This is a genomic window from Pseudoalteromonas sp. '520P1 No. 423', from assembly GCF_001269985.1.
In the GTDB taxonomy this organism is placed as follows: Bacteria; Pseudomonadota; Gammaproteobacteria; order Enterobacterales; family Alteromonadaceae; genus Pseudoalteromonas.
Genome location: NZ_BBZB01000001.1, coordinates 3,068,188 through 3,086,535 on the forward strand (window position 1 = coordinate 3,068,188; position 18,348 = coordinate 3,086,535).

8 protein-coding genes are annotated in these 18,348 nt (G+C 36.1%); 7 read left to right on the forward strand and 1 reads right to left on the reverse strand.

All coding sequences use genetic code 11. The annotated features are described in order from the left end of the window. Nucleotides 1-78: 78 nt before the first annotated feature. Nucleotides 79-10,734 (reverse strand): retention module-containing protein, encoded by a 10,656-nt coding sequence (locus PSA_RS14005; protein WP_059364943.1) that lies wholly within the window; start codon nt 10,732-10,734, stop codon nt 79-81. 667 nt (nt 10,735-11,401) lie between these two features. Between PSA_RS14005 and hppD the strand changes: the two genes are divergently transcribed. The 7 genes from hppD to PSA_RS14045 all read left to right on the forward strand — a co-directional run bounded on the left by hppD (nt 11,402) and on the right by PSA_RS14045 (nt 18,333). Then, nucleotides 11,402-12,448, forward strand: coding sequence for a 4-hydroxyphenylpyruvate dioxygenase (hppD, locus tag PSA_RS14010; protein WP_042142159.1), 1,047 nt, complete (start codon nt 11,402-11,404; stop codon nt 12,446-12,448). A gap of 153 nt (nt 12,449-12,601) precedes the next feature. Beyond that, complete coding sequence (gene fahA, locus PSA_RS14015; RefSeq protein ID WP_042142160.1) at nt 12,602-13,915, forward strand: fumarylacetoacetase; 1,314 nt, start codon at nt 12,602-12,604, stop codon at nt 13,913-13,915. A 110-nt stretch (nt 13,916-14,025) separates the two neighbouring features. After that, on the forward strand, nt 14,026-15,147 hold the full coding sequence (locus PSA_RS14020; protein WP_042142161.1) for a M23 family metallopeptidase: 1,122 nt from the start codon (nt 14,026-14,028) through the stop codon (nt 15,145-15,147). Further along, complete coding sequence (locus PSA_RS14025) at nt 15,137-15,553, forward strand: polymer-forming cytoskeletal protein (RefSeq protein ID WP_042142162.1); 417 nt, start codon at nt 15,137-15,139, stop codon at nt 15,551-15,553. Before PSA_RS14020 ends, PSA_RS14025 begins: the two co-directional genes overlap by 11 nt. 301 nt (nt 15,554-15,854) lie before the next feature. Next, nucleotides 15,855-16,316: a MarR family winged helix-turn-helix transcriptional regulator gene (locus PSA_RS14035; RefSeq protein ID WP_042142163.1), complete on the forward strand. Its 462-nt coding sequence runs from the start codon at nt 15,855-15,857 to the stop codon at nt 16,314-16,316. A 41-nt stretch (nt 16,317-16,357) separates the two neighbouring features. Beyond that, nucleotides 16,358-17,023, forward strand: a complete 666-nt coding sequence (locus PSA_RS14040) for a peptidylprolyl isomerase (RefSeq protein ID WP_042142165.1) — start codon at nt 16,358-16,360, stop codon at nt 17,021-17,023. Nucleotides 17,024-17,142: 119 nt separating this feature from the next. Further along, the gene (locus PSA_RS14045; protein WP_042142168.1) at nt 17,143-18,333 is read left to right on the forward strand and encodes a multidrug effflux MFS transporter; all 1,191 of its coding nucleotides are present in this window, start codon (nt 17,143-17,145) and stop codon (nt 18,331-18,333) included. The last annotated feature ends 15 nt before the right edge of the window (nt 18,334-18,348 follow it).

Here is an 18,348-nt window from a genome sequence, read left to right on the forward strand (position 1 = left end):
ATTGTTCTTTATCACTAAAGAACAATATATAACTACAAGAAAATAAGGCTAAAAACTTATCACTATAAAAATCAAGGATTAGTCATGAGACAGTTTAATGTCATCTATTAATTTTTGAATCAACTCAAACTCCTGATGTTCTGAAATTTCCAATGTTTTTGGATTATTACTAGGCTTAGCGACTTGTTTAGCCTCTGTAATTTCACCTTCAATTTCATTTCTTTCAAATGATAAGTTTAAATATGTATCTAAAGATTCGATTTCTTCACCTTCATCCTTAACTAAATCAGACATAGTTAAGTTCATATCTGATATAGCTTCAACTGTATTAAGATCTAAAAACTGTGCCACCTCTCTTTCATTAGGATTAATTTTTAATTCATCATCAGTCTCGCTTTGCATAGGCTCTAAACTATCAATACCAAGTATTGCTTGATCGTTAGAAAAGTTGAACATTAAGCTATCTGATTCAGCTTCTGAATTAATTGTATTCATTTCATCATTTTGCGCTGAGTTTGAGTCTGCACTTCTTGTTGAGTATTTAAAACTATTATATTCTCTGCCATCTCTTGCTTCATCTTCGGTATCTGTACGTCTTGAAGAACGTGAAGATGTATTATCTACAACCAGTTGCCCTTGAGTTAATAGTGTTTGAATTATATCTACATCATTGCTTCCTGTAGCACCAAGATCTAAATCTTGTAATCTAATTGTTAGATCTACTGCACCATCTTTATCTGAGTCAACAAAAATCCTAGTATCACCATCAACAGTTGTAAAATTTAAATAGGAATTCAGTGTATATGCATTAGCTGATTCACCAACTAGTAAATCGCTTAAATCTATGATGTCACCCGCAGTAAAGTCAACAATTGTATCCGTACTTCTATCACCTGAGTTTGCTCCAAATTTAAATATATCGTTTCCACTACCGCCGACTAGAATATCATGACCAGCACCGCCTTCAAGGGTATCGTTTCCAGCTTCACCCATAATGGCATCATTACCAGCTAAACCATTTAATGTATCATTTGCTGTCGTACCATATAATACATCTGTGTTTGATGTACCTTGGGTATGATCTGGAAATGCGACATTTATTGTAAATTCAGCAGATGATGAATCGCCATCATTATCTGTCATAGTCGCAGTAAAGGTTTCAATATAATCTTGTCCATTATTTGATAAAGCTGTCGCTTCATATGAATACTCATTTTTATTGAAATCAACGGTTAATTTACCACCTAGCGCAGTATTAATTACCAAAATACCATTAATAGCATTTGCTAATGTATAAGTTTGACCATCGATAGTTACAGATGTGAAAGTACCACCATCTGCCCCAATAATACTCCCATTTGATAATAATCCATCAAATATATGGCCTGTTGTTTCAACTACTATGGTACTTAATAAATGATCTTTTAAATCATCTGCAGAATATACAAGTGTTACCGCAGTATCTACACCATTTGCATGTGCAGCAATACTCAAATATTCAGTTGGTACATTACCCATACCAATAGCATAAGATTCAGTGATCCCATTTGCATTGATAAAAGCTTCCCAATCATCTTCAAATGCAAGTGCATCCGATTTATTTTGATTACTCCATGGTTCACCATCAGAAATGAAGTAAGTGTAAGTTTTTCCGCCATTTTGAGGTGCTGTAAAATTGTTAATTACACTGTTCAGCCCTAATACGTAGTCAGTACCACCATCTGGGTCAACATTTGATGCAGTATCTAACCACGCTTTAGCGTCTGCTAAATTAAGCCAACCATTTGAATGTGCATTTGTAGACCCACTATGCGTGCTACTAAAGCTTACTAGTTGAACATTTACTGAACCGAGATCATCATATGCTTCTAGTAGTTGCTTAATCGCTTGAATAGCAACTTTCATTCGACTTCTATCGTCACTACTACTCATATCATATGCCATACTACCTGAAGCATCTAAGATAATAATGACATTAGTTATCTGCTCTTCAAAAACAATAAATTGTGTATCACCTGTTGTGCTAGGTGCATCATCAACAATTGTAATATCAAAGCTCGTTGAGCTTTTTAATCCTTGTGCATTTTCTAAAACTAGATCAATAGTTTCTTTAATGTCTATGTTATTTGTATGATTTTGAGATGATGAGAGCTTATAGGTATAACTTAACTCTCCAGTTGATGAATTATAATCTGTTAATGTAAATACACCTTTATCTGTAATAATTGTGATATCTGTTGATGAAAGCGATTCTAATTGTGACAAGCTAATACTTTGTCCCTCAATTTCTATCGAAACAATATCACTACTCTCACCTTTAATTATAAAACTACCGCTTGTAAACTCAGCGCCACTATTAGAGTTACCATCAACTAAACCATGTTCATATACAGTTTCATCTTCAACAGAGGTTATTGTTGGTGCTTTTGTTCCTGTAACTAATGGAATAATAACTGCCACTATTTGAGAGAAAATAGCTGTTGAATTATTACTACTTTCTGTAGACCTCGCAGTAACTGTAACATCAAAGTTACTTTGTGATTCAGAGGCTATTAGCGTGATAGCACCATTAAAGTCTTTACCACTTACTGTAAGTGACCAAGTACCATCTGGGTTCTTAGTTGCACCTACAACACTTACACTGTCAGGTATGCCAGATAATGTAATAGAAAGTGTTTCACTACCATCTCTATCTACTAAGCTTGAATCAATATTTAACTCATATTTAAATGCAGAGTTAGTTTCCATATTGCCATTAGATAAATCAACATAAACACTCATATCAGAGAAAACTAGCGTTTCAATACTATAAAGATGATCACCTGCATCTAAATGGTTAGAATTTGTAGAGTCTGTATCAATTCCTCTTTTATCAATCACTAATAAGTATGCATCATTGCCATGGTCGTCTGGATATCTATATTCAATAATGTAATCACTAAATTTACCTGTAAAGATGGCAACATCTTTACCTTCTCCCCCATACATAGAGTCATTACCGGCGCCACCATCAAAGATATCGTCTCCACCATAACCATGTATAGCATCGGCCCCTCCTTTACCTAACAAATAATCATTTGTGGTATTGTTAACGCCATTCATCAATGAATCACCAAGATCAGTACCTGTAACTGTGCCATCAATAACTATACCGAGTGACGAAGCTAGGTCATTAAAATCAATTGGATTTCCTGTACTAGAGACCGGAATTTGTACTGGTGTGCTAATAGAAATTAATAGCTCAGGTTTATCTGCAAGGGCTTCTAATATTATAACCGTTGTGTATACTTCAGAACTCCAGTTTGTACCATCTGAAACACTAAAAGTGAAGCTACCATCTGTGTCGGTATGCTGTGTTGGCACAAAAGTTAATTTCCCTGCAGTAATATCAGCTGCGGTTACCTCAAAGTTGGCCGCCGTAACTTCAACACCATTTAAATAAAACTTACCATTTGTCGGTAATGTCTCAATTCTAACGGAAGATAGAGGGTTATTTTCAACATCAGAATAATCACCGAAATCTGTTAATAAAAGTGCATAACCAAGATTTGTATTATTAAGATCTTCTTTTACAGATATTGAATCATTTGTTGATGTAGGTGCATCATCTTGTGCATTGATATTAATCGTTAATGTTGACGTATCTGTGGTCTCACCGTTACTCACTGTGTATGTGATCACAGGTACTGGACCATTGTAGTTTTGTGCGGGTTTAAACGTGTAACTACCATTTGCACTCAGTGTGAATTCACCCACACCGGCAATGATCACCGTTTGACCAGCCGTAAATTCTTGTTGTGACCCATCACCATTGGCATCTAAGCTGAACTTAGTTACTGTCAGTGTCAGACCATTACCGTCTACACTGTTTTCAAGGACTGTGCCCGTTTGATCTGTATCTTCATTACCTGATACCACTTCATCATTATCTGTAAATACATCATTTTGTGCATTGATATTAATCGTTAATGTTGACGTATCTGTGGTCTCACCGTTAGTCACTGTGTATGTGATCACAGGTACTGGACCATTGTAGTTTTGTGCGGGTTTAAACGTGTAACTTCCATTTGCACTCAGTGTGAATTCACCCACACCGGCAATAGTCACCGTTTGACCAGCCGTAAATTCTTGTTGTGACCCATCACCATTGGCATCTAAGCTGAACTTAGTTACTGTCAGTGTCAGACCATTACCGTCTACACTGTTTTCAAGGACTGTGCCCGTTTGATCTGTATCTTCATTACCTGATACCACTTCATCATTATCTGTAAATACATCATTTTGTGCATTGATATTAATCGTTAATGTTGACGTATCTGTGGTCTCACCGTTACTCACTGTGTATGTGATCACAGGTACTGGACCATTGTAGTTTTGTGCGGGTTGAAACGTGTAACTACCATTTGCACTCAGTGTGAATTCACCCACACCGGCAATAGTCATCGTTTGACCAGCCGTAAATTCTTGTTGTGACCCATCACCATTGGCATCTAAGCTGAACTTAGTTACTGTCAGTGTCAGACCATTACCGTCTACACTGTTTTCAAGGACTGTGCCCGTTTGATCTGTATCTTCATTACCTGATACCACTTCATCATTATCTGTAAATACATCATTTTGTGCATTGATATTAATCGTTAATGTTGACGTATCTGTGGTCTCACCGTTACTCATTGTGTATGTGATCACAGGTACTGGACCATTGTAGTTTTGTGCGGGTTTAAACGTGTAACTTCCATTTGCACTCAGTGTGAATTCACCCACACCAGCAATGGTCACCGTTTGACCAGCCATAAATTCTTGTTGTGACCCATCACCATTGGCATCTAAGCTGAACTTAGTTACTGTCAGTGTCAGACCATTACCGTCTACACTGTTTTCAAGGACTGTGCCCGTTTGATCTGTATCTTCATTACCTGATACCACTTCATCATTATCTGTAAATACATCATTTTGTGCATTGATATTAATCGTTAATGTTGACGTATCTGTGGTCTCACCGTTACTCACTGTGTATGTGATCACAGGTACTGGACCATTGTAGTTTTGTGCGGGTTTAAACGTGTAACTACCATTTGCACTCAGTGTGAATTCACCCACACCGGCAATGAGCACCGTTTGACCAGCCGTAAATTCTTGTTGTGACCCATCACCATTGGCATCTAAGCTGAACTTAGTTACTGTCAGTGTCAGACCATTACCGTCTACACTGTTTTCAAGGACTGTGCCCGTTTGATCTGTATCTTCATTACCTGATACCACTTCATCATTATCTGTAAATACATCATTTTGTGCATTGATATTAATCGTTAATGTTGACGTATCTGTGGTCTCACCGTTACTCATTGTGTATGTGATCACAGGTACTGGACCATTGTAGTTTTGTGCGGGTTTAAACGTGTAACTACCATTTGCACTCAGTGTGAATTCACCCACACCGGCAATGATCACCGTTTGACCAGCCGTAAATTCTTGTTGTGACCCATCACCATTGGCATCTAAGCTGAACTTAGTTACTGTCAGTGTCAGACCATTACCGTCTACACTGTTTTCAAGGACTGTGCCCGTTTGATCTGTATCTTCATTACCTGATACCACTTCATCATTATCTGTAAATACATCATCTTGTGCATTGATATTAATCGTTAATGTTGACGTATCTGTGGTCTCACCGTTACTCACTGTGTATGTGATCACAGGTACTGGACCATTGTAGTTTTGTGCGGGTTGAAACGTGTAACTACCATTTGCACTCAGTGTGAATTCACCCACACCGGCAATGATCACCGTTTGACCAGCCGTAAATTCTTGTTGTGACCCATCACCATTGGCATCTAAGCTGAACTTAGTTACTGTCAGTGTCAGACCATTACCGTCTACACTGTTTTCAAGGACTGTGCCCGTTTGATCTGTATCTTCATTACCTGATACCACTTCATCATTATCTGTGAAGGTATCTGATAAAGGATTAACTAGAACAGAAACTGTTGCTGTATTGCCTTCTGCATTAGTATAAGTAAACGTATCTGTGCCATTAAAATTTGGTTTTGGTGTATAAGTTACTGTTCCATCAGCATTGATAACCACTGTTCCATTAGCACCATTAGTCACTGACACAACTGGTGATTTTGAACCATCTGGATCTGTATCGTTGGCCAAAACATCAATTTTCACAGAGCCATCTTCATTAACTGTCGCGCTGTCGTCTTTAATTACAGTGGCATCCCCATCAGGTGTGACATTCACCGTAACTGTGGCTGTATTGCCTTCTGCATTAGTATAAGTAAACGTATCTGTGCCATTAAAATTTGGATTTGGTGTATAAGTTACTGTTCCATCAGCATTGATAACCACTGTTCCATTAGCACCATTAGTCACTGACACAACTGGTGATTTTGAACCATCTGGATCTGTATCGTTGGCCAAAACATCAATTTTCACAGAGCCATCTTCATTAACTGTCGCGCTGTCGTCTTTAATTACAGTGGCATCCCCATCAGGTGTGACATTCACCGTAACTGTGGCTGTATTGCCTTCTGCATTAGTATAAGTAAACGTATCTGTGCCATTAAAATTTGGATTTGGTGTATAAGTTACTGTTCCATCAGCATTGATAACCACTGTTCCATTAGCACCATTAGTCACTGACACAACTGGTGATTTTGAACCATCTGGATCTGTATCGTTGGCCAAAACATCAATTTTCACAGAGCCATCTTCATTAACTGTCGCGCTGTCGTCTTTAATTACAGTGGCATCGCCATCAGGTGTGACATTCACCGTAACTGTGGCTGTATTGCCTTCTGCATTAGTATAAGTAAACGTATCTGTGCCATTAAAATTTGGTTTTGGTGTATAAGTTACTGTTCCATCAGCATTGATAACCACTGTTCCATTAGCACCATTAGTCACTGACACAACTGGTGATTTTGAACCATCTGGATCTGTATCGTTGGCCAAAACATCAATTTTCACAGAGCCATCTTCATTAACTGTCGCGCTGTCGTCTTTAATTACAGTGGCATCCCCATCAGGTGTGACATTCACCGTAACTGTGGCTGTATTGCCTTCTGCATTAGTATAAGTAAACGTATCTGTGCCATTAAAATTTGGATTTGGTGTATAAGTTACTGTTCCATCAGCATTGATAACCACTGTTCCATTAGCACCATTAGTCACTGACACAACTGGTGATTTTGAACCATCTGCATCGGTATCATTGGCCAAAACATCGATTACTACAGAGCCGTCTTCATTTACAGTCGCGGTATCATCTTTGATAACCGTTGCATCATCAACAGGTGTAACAAATACTGTAACTGTTGCTGTATTGCCTTCTGCATTAGTGTAAGTAAAGGTATCTGTGCCATTAAAATTAGGGTTTGGTGTATAAGTTACTGTTCCATCTTGATTAATAACAACCGTACCATTTGAACCATTAGTCACTGACACAACTGGTGATTTTGAACCATCTGCATCGGTATCATTGGCCAAAACATCGATTACTACAGAGCCGTCTTCATTTACAGTCGCGGTATCATCTTTGATAACCGTTGCATCATCAACAGGTGTAACAAATACTGTAACTGTTGCTGTATTGCCTTCTGCATTAGTGTAAGTAAAGGTATCTGTGCCATTAAAATTTGGATTGGGTGTATATGTTACGGTGCCATCAGGATTAATTGAAACTGTGCCATTAGCACCATTAGTTACTGAGACTACAGGAGATTTTTCACTATCAATATCAGAGTCATTAGCTAATACATCAATAACAACTGAGCCATCTTCGTTTACTGATGCTGCATCAGCTTTAGTTTCTGTTGCATCGGCCGTTCCATTTACCGTCACTGTGATTTCATGTGTTTGACCATCAATCGTCATTACAGTGAAAATTTCTGTAAAGCTTTCGCCTTCATCTAAGCCTTGAACAGCTGCCAGAGTATTATCTATGTTGTAGACCCAGTTACCATTTTCATCTATGGTCAATGTGCCTAACGTATTAGTGCTTGTTACTGAATTAACATCAAATGCTGCAGTATCTGAGCTATCGGTATCGGTAACGGTTAAATGGCCATTAGTGCTAAGTTGGTTATTCGTAACTGATTCATCTTCAGTCACTGAACCCACATCTGTATCACCTGCTTCTAAGCTAATTTGTGATAAATCTTCTGCACCATTAACCGTCACTGTGATTTCATGTGTTTGACCATCAATCGTCATTACAGTGAAAATTTCTGTAAAGCTTTCGCCTTCATCTAAGCCTTGAACAGCTGCCAGAGTATTATCTATGTTGTAGACCCAGTTACCATTTTCATCTATGGTCAATGTGCCTAACGTATTAGTGCTTGTTACTGAATTAACATCAAATGCTGCAGTATCTGAGCTATCGGTATCGGTAACGGTTAAATGGCCATTAGTGCTAAGTTGGTTATTCGTAACTGATTCATCTTCAGTCACTGAACCCACATCTGTATCACCTGCTTCTAAGCTAATTTGTGATAAATCTTCTGCACCATTAACCGTCACTGTGATTTCATGTGTTTGACCATCAATCGTCATTACAGTGAAAATTTCTGTAAAGCTTTCGCCTTCATCTAAGCCTTGAACAGCTGCCAGAGTATTATCTATGTTGTAGACCCAGTTACCATTTTCATCTATGGTCAATGTGCCTAACGTATTAGTGCTTGTTACTGAATTAACATCAAATGCTGCAGTATCTGAGCTATCGGTATCGGTAACGGTTAAATGGCCATTAGTGCTAAGTTGGTTATTCGTAACTGATTCATCTTCAGTCACTGAACCCACATCTGTATCACCTGCTTCTAAGCTAATTTGTGATAAATCTTCTGCACCATTAACCGTCACTGTGATTTCATGTGTTTGACCATCAATCGTCATTACAGTGAAAATTTCTGTAAAGCTTTCGCCTTCATCTAAGCCTTGAACAGCTGCCAGAGTATTATCTATGTTGTAGACCCAGTTACCATTTTCATCTATGGTCAATGTGCCTAACGTATTAGTGCTTGTTACTGAATTAACATCAAATGCTGCAGTATCTGAGCTATCGGTATCGGTAACGGTTAAATGGCCATTAGTGCTAAGTTGGTTATTCGTAACTGATTCATCTTCAGTCACTGAACCCACATCTGTATCACCTGCTTCTAAGCTAATTTGTGATAAATCTTCTGCACCATTAACCGTCACTGTGATTTCATGTGTTTGACCATCAATCGTCATTACAGTGAAAATTTCTGTAAAGCTTTCGCCTTCATCTAAGCCTTGAACAGCTGCCAGAGTATTATCTATGTTGTAGACCCAGTTACCATTTTCATCTATGGTCAATGTGCCTAACGTATTAGTGCTTGTTACTGAATTAACATCAAATGCTGCAGTATCTGAGCTATCGGTATCGGTAACGGTTAAATGGCCATTAGTGCTAAGTTGGTTATTCGTAACTGATTCATCTTCAGTCACTGAACCCACATCTGTATCACCTGCTTCTAAGCTAATTTGTGATAAATCTTCTGCACCATTAACCGTCACTGTGATTTCATGTGTTTGACCATCAATCGTCATTACAGTGAAAATTTCTGTAAAGCTTTCGCCTTCATCTAAGCCTTGAACAGCTGCCAGAGTATTATCTATGTTGTAGACCCAGTTACCATTTTCATCTATGGTCAATGTGCCTAACGTATTAGTGCTTGTTACTGAATTAACATCAAATGCTGCAGTATCTGAGCTATCGGTATCGGTAACGGTTAAATGGCCATTAGTGCTAAGTTGGTTATTCGTAACTGATTCATCTTCAGTCACTGAACCCACATCTGTATCACCATCAGCTAAGCTAATAACTGATAGATCTTCATTACCTTGAATTATTATAGATATTGTATGCTCTGTACCATCAATCGATGTAACTATGATATTTTCAGATAATGACTCTCCAACATCTAATGTTTGGATCACATCTGATTCGTTATTAAGTGAGTATACCCAATTACCGTTCTCATCTATTGTCAACATACCATATTGAGTTTGGATCTCAGCTACATTGAATTTTGATTCATCTATATTCGTATCTGATATTTCAAGTTTTCCACTGATACGAGGTGCAATATCTTCAACCGCAGTGCCTTGATCTTCCCCTATGATAATTGCTTTTCTTACTTGTGTTTCTTCAGTGTTTTCAACGGTATTTAAGTTAGATGTGGCATAATCAGTATCATAACCAGCTGTTACATCTATTTGTTCAATTGTGGCATCTATTCGAGGAGAAATTGTTGAACCCTGGTTACCCGTCGCGCCAGCAGCAGCCGCTTCAAATTCAGGCGTAGCAGTTGGATCGATACCTTGAGCTATTAGCTCTTGCAAATCAGCTATTTCATCATTTGAAGTTGTATCTGTTGGGTCTACCCCATCTAAAATAAGTTGCTGTAATGCGAGAACATCAGATCCATCAAAAGCATCTGTGTCTACATTTTGTATGTTAGCGCTAACTTGTTCATAATTATTAATTAAAATACAAGCAGCGCAAGACTCATCAATAGTTGTTACCATATTATGAACTTCAAACTGAATGACTGCTTTAGAATTTTTAGAAGTTAAAACTATATCACCAACCTGAAGCTTATCATCAGGTTTCAAAATACGGATCTGACCATCTGAAGAAATTACTGATACTTTCCCCTGTATGGATACTACAATCCCTGCTTCGGTTAGTTTTAATTCTTGCATATTTAAAATCCTAAAAATACCTAACAATATTGAAATTTATTTTTGTGAATAGAATTGAAGTATTTAAACACAAAAATCAATAACAACAGTTAATTACACAACATTACACTCTAGTGAAATTATTGCCAATCTCGCAAGTATAATAACATACAGTAAATTATTACTAAACAAATTAATACTATATTACTAGGGGCTCTACTTTTTTCTTCCACATTTGCATGTTCTAACAAGCTATCTCTTACAGCCTTCATAAATACAACATTAAAATTATCAAAATGATGTTTTCTATATATGCCGAAATTATAGAACCTATTTCAATTTATACATTTTGTACTGTTTTGTTTACATTTCTGTTTCGTATATTTTCCTTAGATTACGATTTAAATATAAACTTACTTCCAAATAAATAACAAAGACTTAAGTTAAAACAGCTCTATTTTTAAACTTTTATTATTTATTAGAATTTAAATATTTCAGAGTATTTAAGCTGTATAACTAAGCTAAATTCAAAAAATATACTTTTGTTCACATTTATTTACATCTGAGCACCTTTACTAAATTAGGCTTAGGGCTTTTACTTACATTAATAATAGTTAATCATTCGGTAACAAATGATACTAACTAAATTAAATACGAATTTTTAGATAGATTTGTAGGAGCATTTAAAATGAGCGAATCAACTAATCCATTAGGTTTAATGGGCATCGAATTTACAGAATATGCAACACCTGATGCGGATTATATGGAACAAGTATTTACTGACTTTGGTTTTTCAAAATTAAAGACTTTTAAAGGTAAAGACATTGTTTACTTCAATCAAAATGATATCCACTTTTTATTAAATAATAGTCGTGAAGGATTTTCTGCAGAGTTTGCTAAAAGCCATGGTCCTGCTATTTGTTCTATGGGTTGGCGCGTTGCCGATGCTGAAGCTGCTTTTGAAGAAGCTGTAAAACGTGGTGCAAAGCCTGCGACAGATTCAACACATAAAGACTTACCTTACCCGGCAATCTTTGGTATTGGCGACAGCTTAATTTACTTCATCGATGTATTTGGTGATAAAGGTTCTATATACGCTAATGATTTTGAAGATTTAGCAGAACAAAAAGTTGTTGAAGATAAAGGTTTCTTAAGAATAGACCATTTAACTAACAATGTTTATCAAGGTACTATGGAAACATGGGCTAATTTCTATAAAGATATTTTTGGTTTTACTGAAGTACGCTACTTTGATATTAAAGGTGTTGAAACAGCACTTATATCTTACGCACTTAAGTCTCCTTGTGAAACTTTCTGTATTCCTATCAACGAAGGTAAAGGCGATAAAAATAACCAAATTGATGAGTACCTAGAAAAATACGACGGTCCAGGTGTTCAGCATATTGCTTTCTTAACAAATGACCTTGTAAGTTCATTAGATAAGCTAGACCAATCTACTATCGCAACATTAGATATTATCCCTGAATATTACGATACTATTTTCGATCGTGTACCTTGGGTTAAAGAAGACAAAGAGAAAATCAGAAAACATCAAATCTTAGTTGATAGCCAAGGTGATGATTGTTATTTATTACAAATCTTCTCTAAAAACTTATTTGGTCCTATCTTCATAGAAATGATCCAACGTGTTGATGATGGTGGTTTTGGTGAAGGTAATTTCCAAGCATTATTTGAGTCAATTGAAAGAGACCAAAGAAAACGTGGTGTGCTTTAAATTAAGATTTAAAACAGTTCCAAATTGCTAAGAACTAAAGCAGATTTTAAATCTGCTTTTTTCTATTTCTACACTTTAAATAATTACAATCGGCTATATCTATATACACAATAGATTTTTATTAAAAATGACATAGTCCGAAAAGGAAAATTTATGAGCCTTATTAACGAAACACATGATATAAAATTAGCGTCTTGGGTATCATCTGCAAATGATGCAACAACAGACTTCCCGATTCAAAATTTACCTTTTGCTGTATTTCGTCGTAAAGATTCAAATGAAGAATTTCGTGGTGGCGTAGCTATCGGTTCACAAGTACTTGACTTAAGTGTTGTTGCTAACGCAAATATTTTTACAGGTCTTGCACAAGAAGCTGTTGTTGCAGCGAATGCAGCAGCACTTAATGAATTTATGGGCATGGGAATCGAATATTGGTCTGCATTGCGTTTAGCTTTATCAAAAGCATTACGTGCAGGTTCTGAACATCAAGCAACTTTAGAAACTAGCTTAATTTCACAAGCTGATATTGAGTTTTCAATGCCTTGTCATATAGGTGATTACACTGATTTTTACACATCAATTTATCATGCTACTGCAGTAGGTAGTTTATTCCGCCCTGATAACCCATTATTACCAAACTACAAATGGGTACCAATTGGCTATCATGGTCGTGCATCATCTATTGATGTTTCTGGTCAAGAATTTCACCGCCCTAAAGGTCAAACTAAAGCGCCTGACGCTGATGTACCATCATTTGGCCCTGCTAAACGTTTAGATTACGAACTAGAAATGGGTATTTATTTAGGAAAAGGTAACGATCTAGGTGATGCTATCTCAATTAAAAATGCAGAAGATCATGTGTTTGGCTTCTGTGTATTTAATGACTGGTCAGCACGTGATTTACAAGCTTGGGAATACCAACCTTTAGGCCCATTCCTTGCTAAAAACTTTGCATCTACCGTTTCTCCTTGGATTGTGACAACAGAAGCACTTGCGCCATACCGTACATCTTGGACACGTGATGAAAACGATCCACAACCACTTGAATACTTAGACTCTAAAGAAAACCGTGAACAGGGTTCTTTTGATGTCACTATGGATGTTCAAATTGAAACTGAACAAATGCGTAAAGATGGCATTGAAGCTTCTAAAGTATCAGAGTCTAGCTTTAAACATTCATATTGGACAGTAGCACAAATGGTAACTCATCATACAGTAAATGGCTGTAATTTTGTGCCTGGTGATATGTTAGGTTCTGGTACACAGTCAGGTCCTGAACATATTGAAGCAGGTTCTATGCTAGAACTTTCACGTGGTGGCAAAGAAGCAATCACTTTAAGTAATGGTGAGCAGCGTAAATTCTTAGAAGATGGCGATAAAGTGATTATGCGCGGTTGGTGTGAAGCTGATGGTTATGCTCGCATTGGTTTCGGCTCTGTTGAAGGTACACTATTACCAACTAAATAATAACTTTTAGTAATCTAAGGGTATGTTTTATTAATAGAAACATGCCCTTTTTTATTTTATTAAAATTTGGTATCGTAGAAAGATTAAGCGTTGAATAAATTAAAAGTTAAATGTTAAGCCCTTTAAAGAAAATATATAAACACTATTTACCTGAGCGTCAATTACTGATCCGACAAAACGGAGAAGTTAAATACCTTAATATCACAGGTGTAGTACAACTTTCATTGTTAAGTATCATTACTATTACATTTATTTGGTTTGTATATTCTAGTAAACAATATTTTGCTTTAAATCAAAAAATATCTAGTAGTCATAATAATTTACAACAATCTAAACAAGATTTAGATCAGCTAACAAATCAATATAAAGAAAAACACCAAACTTTAAATAAACAACTAACACAGCTTCAAGAACAGCAAGTATTTTTACAAAATATACTTGAATCATTACCCTCTGCTATAAGCCCTGAAAAAGAGGGAAATATTACACCTACTGAACATCAAGTTGATACGCAAGCTCCATCAAATGAAAGTATCTCTTTATTAGATAAAATGGATATTAGTCACAAGCAATTATCAAATATTAGATTAAAACAGCATAATGATTTAACTCAATTAGCGAAACAAGTTCAACACCGCCAAAATATTCTAGATAAAGCCCTAAATAACGCAGGTATTACTAATGAAATGATTAAATCGCATTTTGTAAATAGTACAATAGCGCAAGGCGGCCCATTATATGACCTATCAACCAAAGCGACTGATAAGCAAAAAAATGTTATTGATCAATTGATTGAACTCAAAGAATTAGAACTCGCTTTACAGAATGTGCCAGTAAAGCTGCCCGCGAAAGATTATTACATTTCAAGCTTATATGGCTACCGCAAAGATCCGATCACCAAGCGCCGCTCTATGCATAAAGGCATTGATATGGCAGGTTGGATAAAAACACAAATATTTTCGCCTGCTAAAGGCACTGTAAAACGTGCTGGTAAAAATGGTAGTTATGGTAACTTTATTGAAATTGATCATTTAAATGGGTTTTCTACTCGCTATGGCCATCTTCATAAAATAAAAGTTAAAAAAGGACAGACTGTTAGTAAAAATGATGTCATCGGCTTAATGGGCAGTACAGGCCGAAGTACAAGCACACATTTACACTATGAACTCATGTTTAATAATAAAACGGTAAATCCGTTAAAAATAACAAAGGCATTAGAAAATGTTCTCTAAAAGTAAAGACCAAACACAACCAGCTCCGCTTAATAAAAATGCAACGCCTTCAATTATTGGTGCTGATGTAGTGATTCAAGGCAATGTAATAAGCCAAGGGCTAATTCAACTTGACGGTAAAATTGAAGGTGAAATTAATATCAATAGCCTCACTATCGGAGAGCAAGGTTGGGTCGACGGTAATATTGATGCACAAGAAGTCACTGTAAAAGGTAAAGTCACTGGCTCTATTAATGCGATAAAAGTAACTTTAGAACAAACAGCTCACATCAAAGGTGATATAAACCATAAAACAATTAGCATTGAATCTGGCGCTCAAATTGATGCAAGCATCAAGCAAATTGTTGAAGATGAAAATGTCACAGATATTAAAGATAAAGCTTCAAATAATAAAAAAACCGGGTAACTTACCCGGCAAAAATTCACTCAAAATAAGCTAGCAACCAACAATTGTTAGTTTATTTTGAAAATTCTTTTTCATGTAGCCAAGCTGCATGCTTAGGCGCTTTTTTAGTCACACTCCACTCTTCTACCATAGCGGGTGCAACGCGTTTTAGTTCAGCCATTTGTTCACTTGTACCTGTAACACAAGTAAGCTCTAATCTATGCCCATTTGGAACAAAGAAATAAATAGTAACAAATGTTACTATTGATGTTTTTTCAATTTTAACGCATTTTACTTATATCAATTATTTGGAGTTTAAAAAGTGCATAAAACAGATAAGCATGAACCTCTGATCCTTAATCAATTTTTTCCATATCGCTTTGCGATGTTGCAACAAGCTATCAGTGAAAATATTGCCTGTGTTTATACTGGTGAATTTGAGTTATCTCGCCATGAATGGCGTGTTATGGCGATTTTAGGTGAGCAAACAGGCTTATCCGCCAAAAAAATCACCCTATTAACTAACTTAGAAAAAATGCAAATCAGTCGCGCCATCAACTCAATGCGCTCAAATAACTTAATAAAAGAAACTGTTAACGCTAAAGACAAACGGTTCACACAATTATATTTGACTGATAAAGGCAAAGAAATTTATCAAATATTAGTTCCTAGAGTACTTAAAAAAGAGCAAGAGTTACTTACAGTGCTATCTGATAATGAACAAAAAGATTTAAATCAACTTCTTGATAAACTGCAGCAAAATGCGACTTTACTGTTGAAATAAACTGGGCATAATAACGCTACAACATAAGGAAAAGTAAATTTATGAATAATCTGTATAAATTAATTGGTGCTAGCTTTATCTCTCTTTCACTCAGTGGCTGTTTTCAAGCCGATCCTGCAATAAAACAAACAGATGAGTTTATCGCTAAACAACAGGTAAATACTGAAGATAGTAAATGGAAAACCCAATTAACCAAACCCGAACTGGTTGAATTTACAAAAGGTAAAGATTATTTTTGGGATTTACACACCAATCAGGGTGACATCAGTATTAAATTATTACCAGATACCGCACCTATGCATGTATCAAGTACGATTTACCTTACTAAACTCGGCTTCTATGATGACTTAATTTTTCATCGCGTGATCCCTGGCTTTATGGCACAAGGAGGAGACCCTTTAGGAACTGGTCGTGGAAATCCAGGTTATAAATATGCAGGTGAATTTAGTAAAGATTCTGCAGTACACGATAAACCAGGTATTTTAAGCATGGCAAATTCAGGTCCAAATACTGACGGAAGTCAATTTTTTATTACATTTAAAGCCACACCTTTTTTAAATGGTCGCCATACTGTATTTGGTGAAGTCGTTAAGGGTTTAGATGATTCTTTACCACAAATTGAGGCTTTAGGAAGCAGAAGTGGCAGAACTAAATCTGAAGTGAAAATTATTAAAGCTGCAATCCGTGTTGAAAACAGCACATCATAGTTACATAATTTCAATATGATAAAAAATGACCAAATAAATTGGTCATTTTTTATATATTTTTAATTTAAATCTAATATAATCCCTGCCCTAGATTTATTCACACATACCATATTCTATTTATGACCGTAAAATCATTTAATACATTTAGAAGTATCCTAGTTTTAGTGTTGCTTGTCATTTTTTGTCCATTAGCAATTGATATTTATTTACCTGCTTTTGTTGAAATTGCCACCAGCTTGAATGTGCCCAATAGTGATGTAAAACTCACAATTAGCCTATTTATGGTCAGTGTAGGTATCGCGCAACTTATATTAGGTCCCTTATCTGATAAATACGGTAGAAAACCCATCGCCTTATTTGGCATAGTGATTTATACCTTTACATCATATCTAGCTTATTTAGCCAAAAATTTTGATCTGTTATTAATAGCAAGAATATTGCAAGGCATAGGTGCCAGTGCAACATTTGTATCTTGTTTTGCGATTGTCAGAGATAGCTTTAATGCGAATAAAAGTGCACAAATGATCACTTATTTAAATGGTATTGTTTGTTTTATACCTGCCTTAGCACCCATTTTAGGGAGTTGGCTCACAACAGAATTTGGTTGGCGTATAAACTTTTTATTTTTAACCGGATTCGGTCTTATTAGTTTATTGATATTTTTGACAACATATAAAGAAACAAAACCACAAGATAGCCACTATCAAGGTAATATTTTAGACTTTAGACGTTTCAAACCTATGCTCAGTAATGCGAGTTTTATGTTTAATGCCAGTATTTGTCTATTATCTATGTCCGCAATTTTAGCCTTTGTTACTTCAGCCCCTGCTTGGTTGATGACAGAGCAAGGTTTAACAATGCAAAGCTTTACCTATTGGTTTTCTGTTAATGCTTCAATAAGTATATTAGCGAGTTTTATTGCACCCATTTTAATTAAACGCAGTACAAAAAAAGCACTTACTATCGGTTTAACATTACTGGTATTAGGCGGCATATTATTAATTGCATTTTCAAACATAAAACAAGCTTGGGCATTTATGGTGCCAATATTTATTACCTCTGTAGGCTTCGCGTTTACCCTTGGCTCTTCAGCCGGCAAAGCACTTGAACCTTTTTCAAAAAAAGCAGGTACTGCCTCAGCCCTAATAGGTTTAATGCAAATGAGCGGTGCAGGCTTACTTGTAACAGTAACCCACATATTAAATCTCACTGCGCCACTTTATATTGCCTTTCATATGCTCTTATTACTGCCTATGTTGATATTATTAATTAAAGATAGTAAGCAAAAATTGCATTATGAAATGAGTTGATTTTATGTAATTATT

Excerpts from the sequence above, each read along its gene's own strand:
- PSA_RS14005 (WP_059364943.1), bottom strand. The coding sequence starts at position 10,734 with ATGCAAGAATTAAAACTAACCGAAGCAGGGATTGTAGTATCCATACAG.
- fahA (WP_042142160.1), top strand. The coding sequence starts at position 12,602 with ATGAGCCTTATTAACGAAACACATGATATAAAATTAGCGTCTTGGGTA.
- hppD (WP_042142159.1), top strand. The coding sequence starts at position 11,402 with ATGAGCGAATCAACTAATCCATTAGGTTTAATGGGCATCGAATTTACA.
- PSA_RS14040 (WP_042142165.1), top strand. The coding sequence starts at position 16,358 with ATGAATAATCTGTATAAATTAATTGGTGCTAGCTTTATCTCTCTTTCA.
- PSA_RS14020 (WP_042142161.1), top strand. The coding sequence starts at position 14,026 with ATGTTAAGCCCTTTAAAGAAAATATATAAACACTATTTACCTGAGCGT.
- PSA_RS14045 (WP_042142168.1), top strand. The coding sequence starts at position 17,143 with ATGACCGTAAAATCATTTAATACATTTAGAAGTATCCTAGTTTTAGTG.
- PSA_RS14025 (WP_042142162.1), top strand. The coding sequence starts at position 15,137 with ATGTTCTCTAAAAGTAAAGACCAAACACAACCAGCTCCGCTTAATAAA.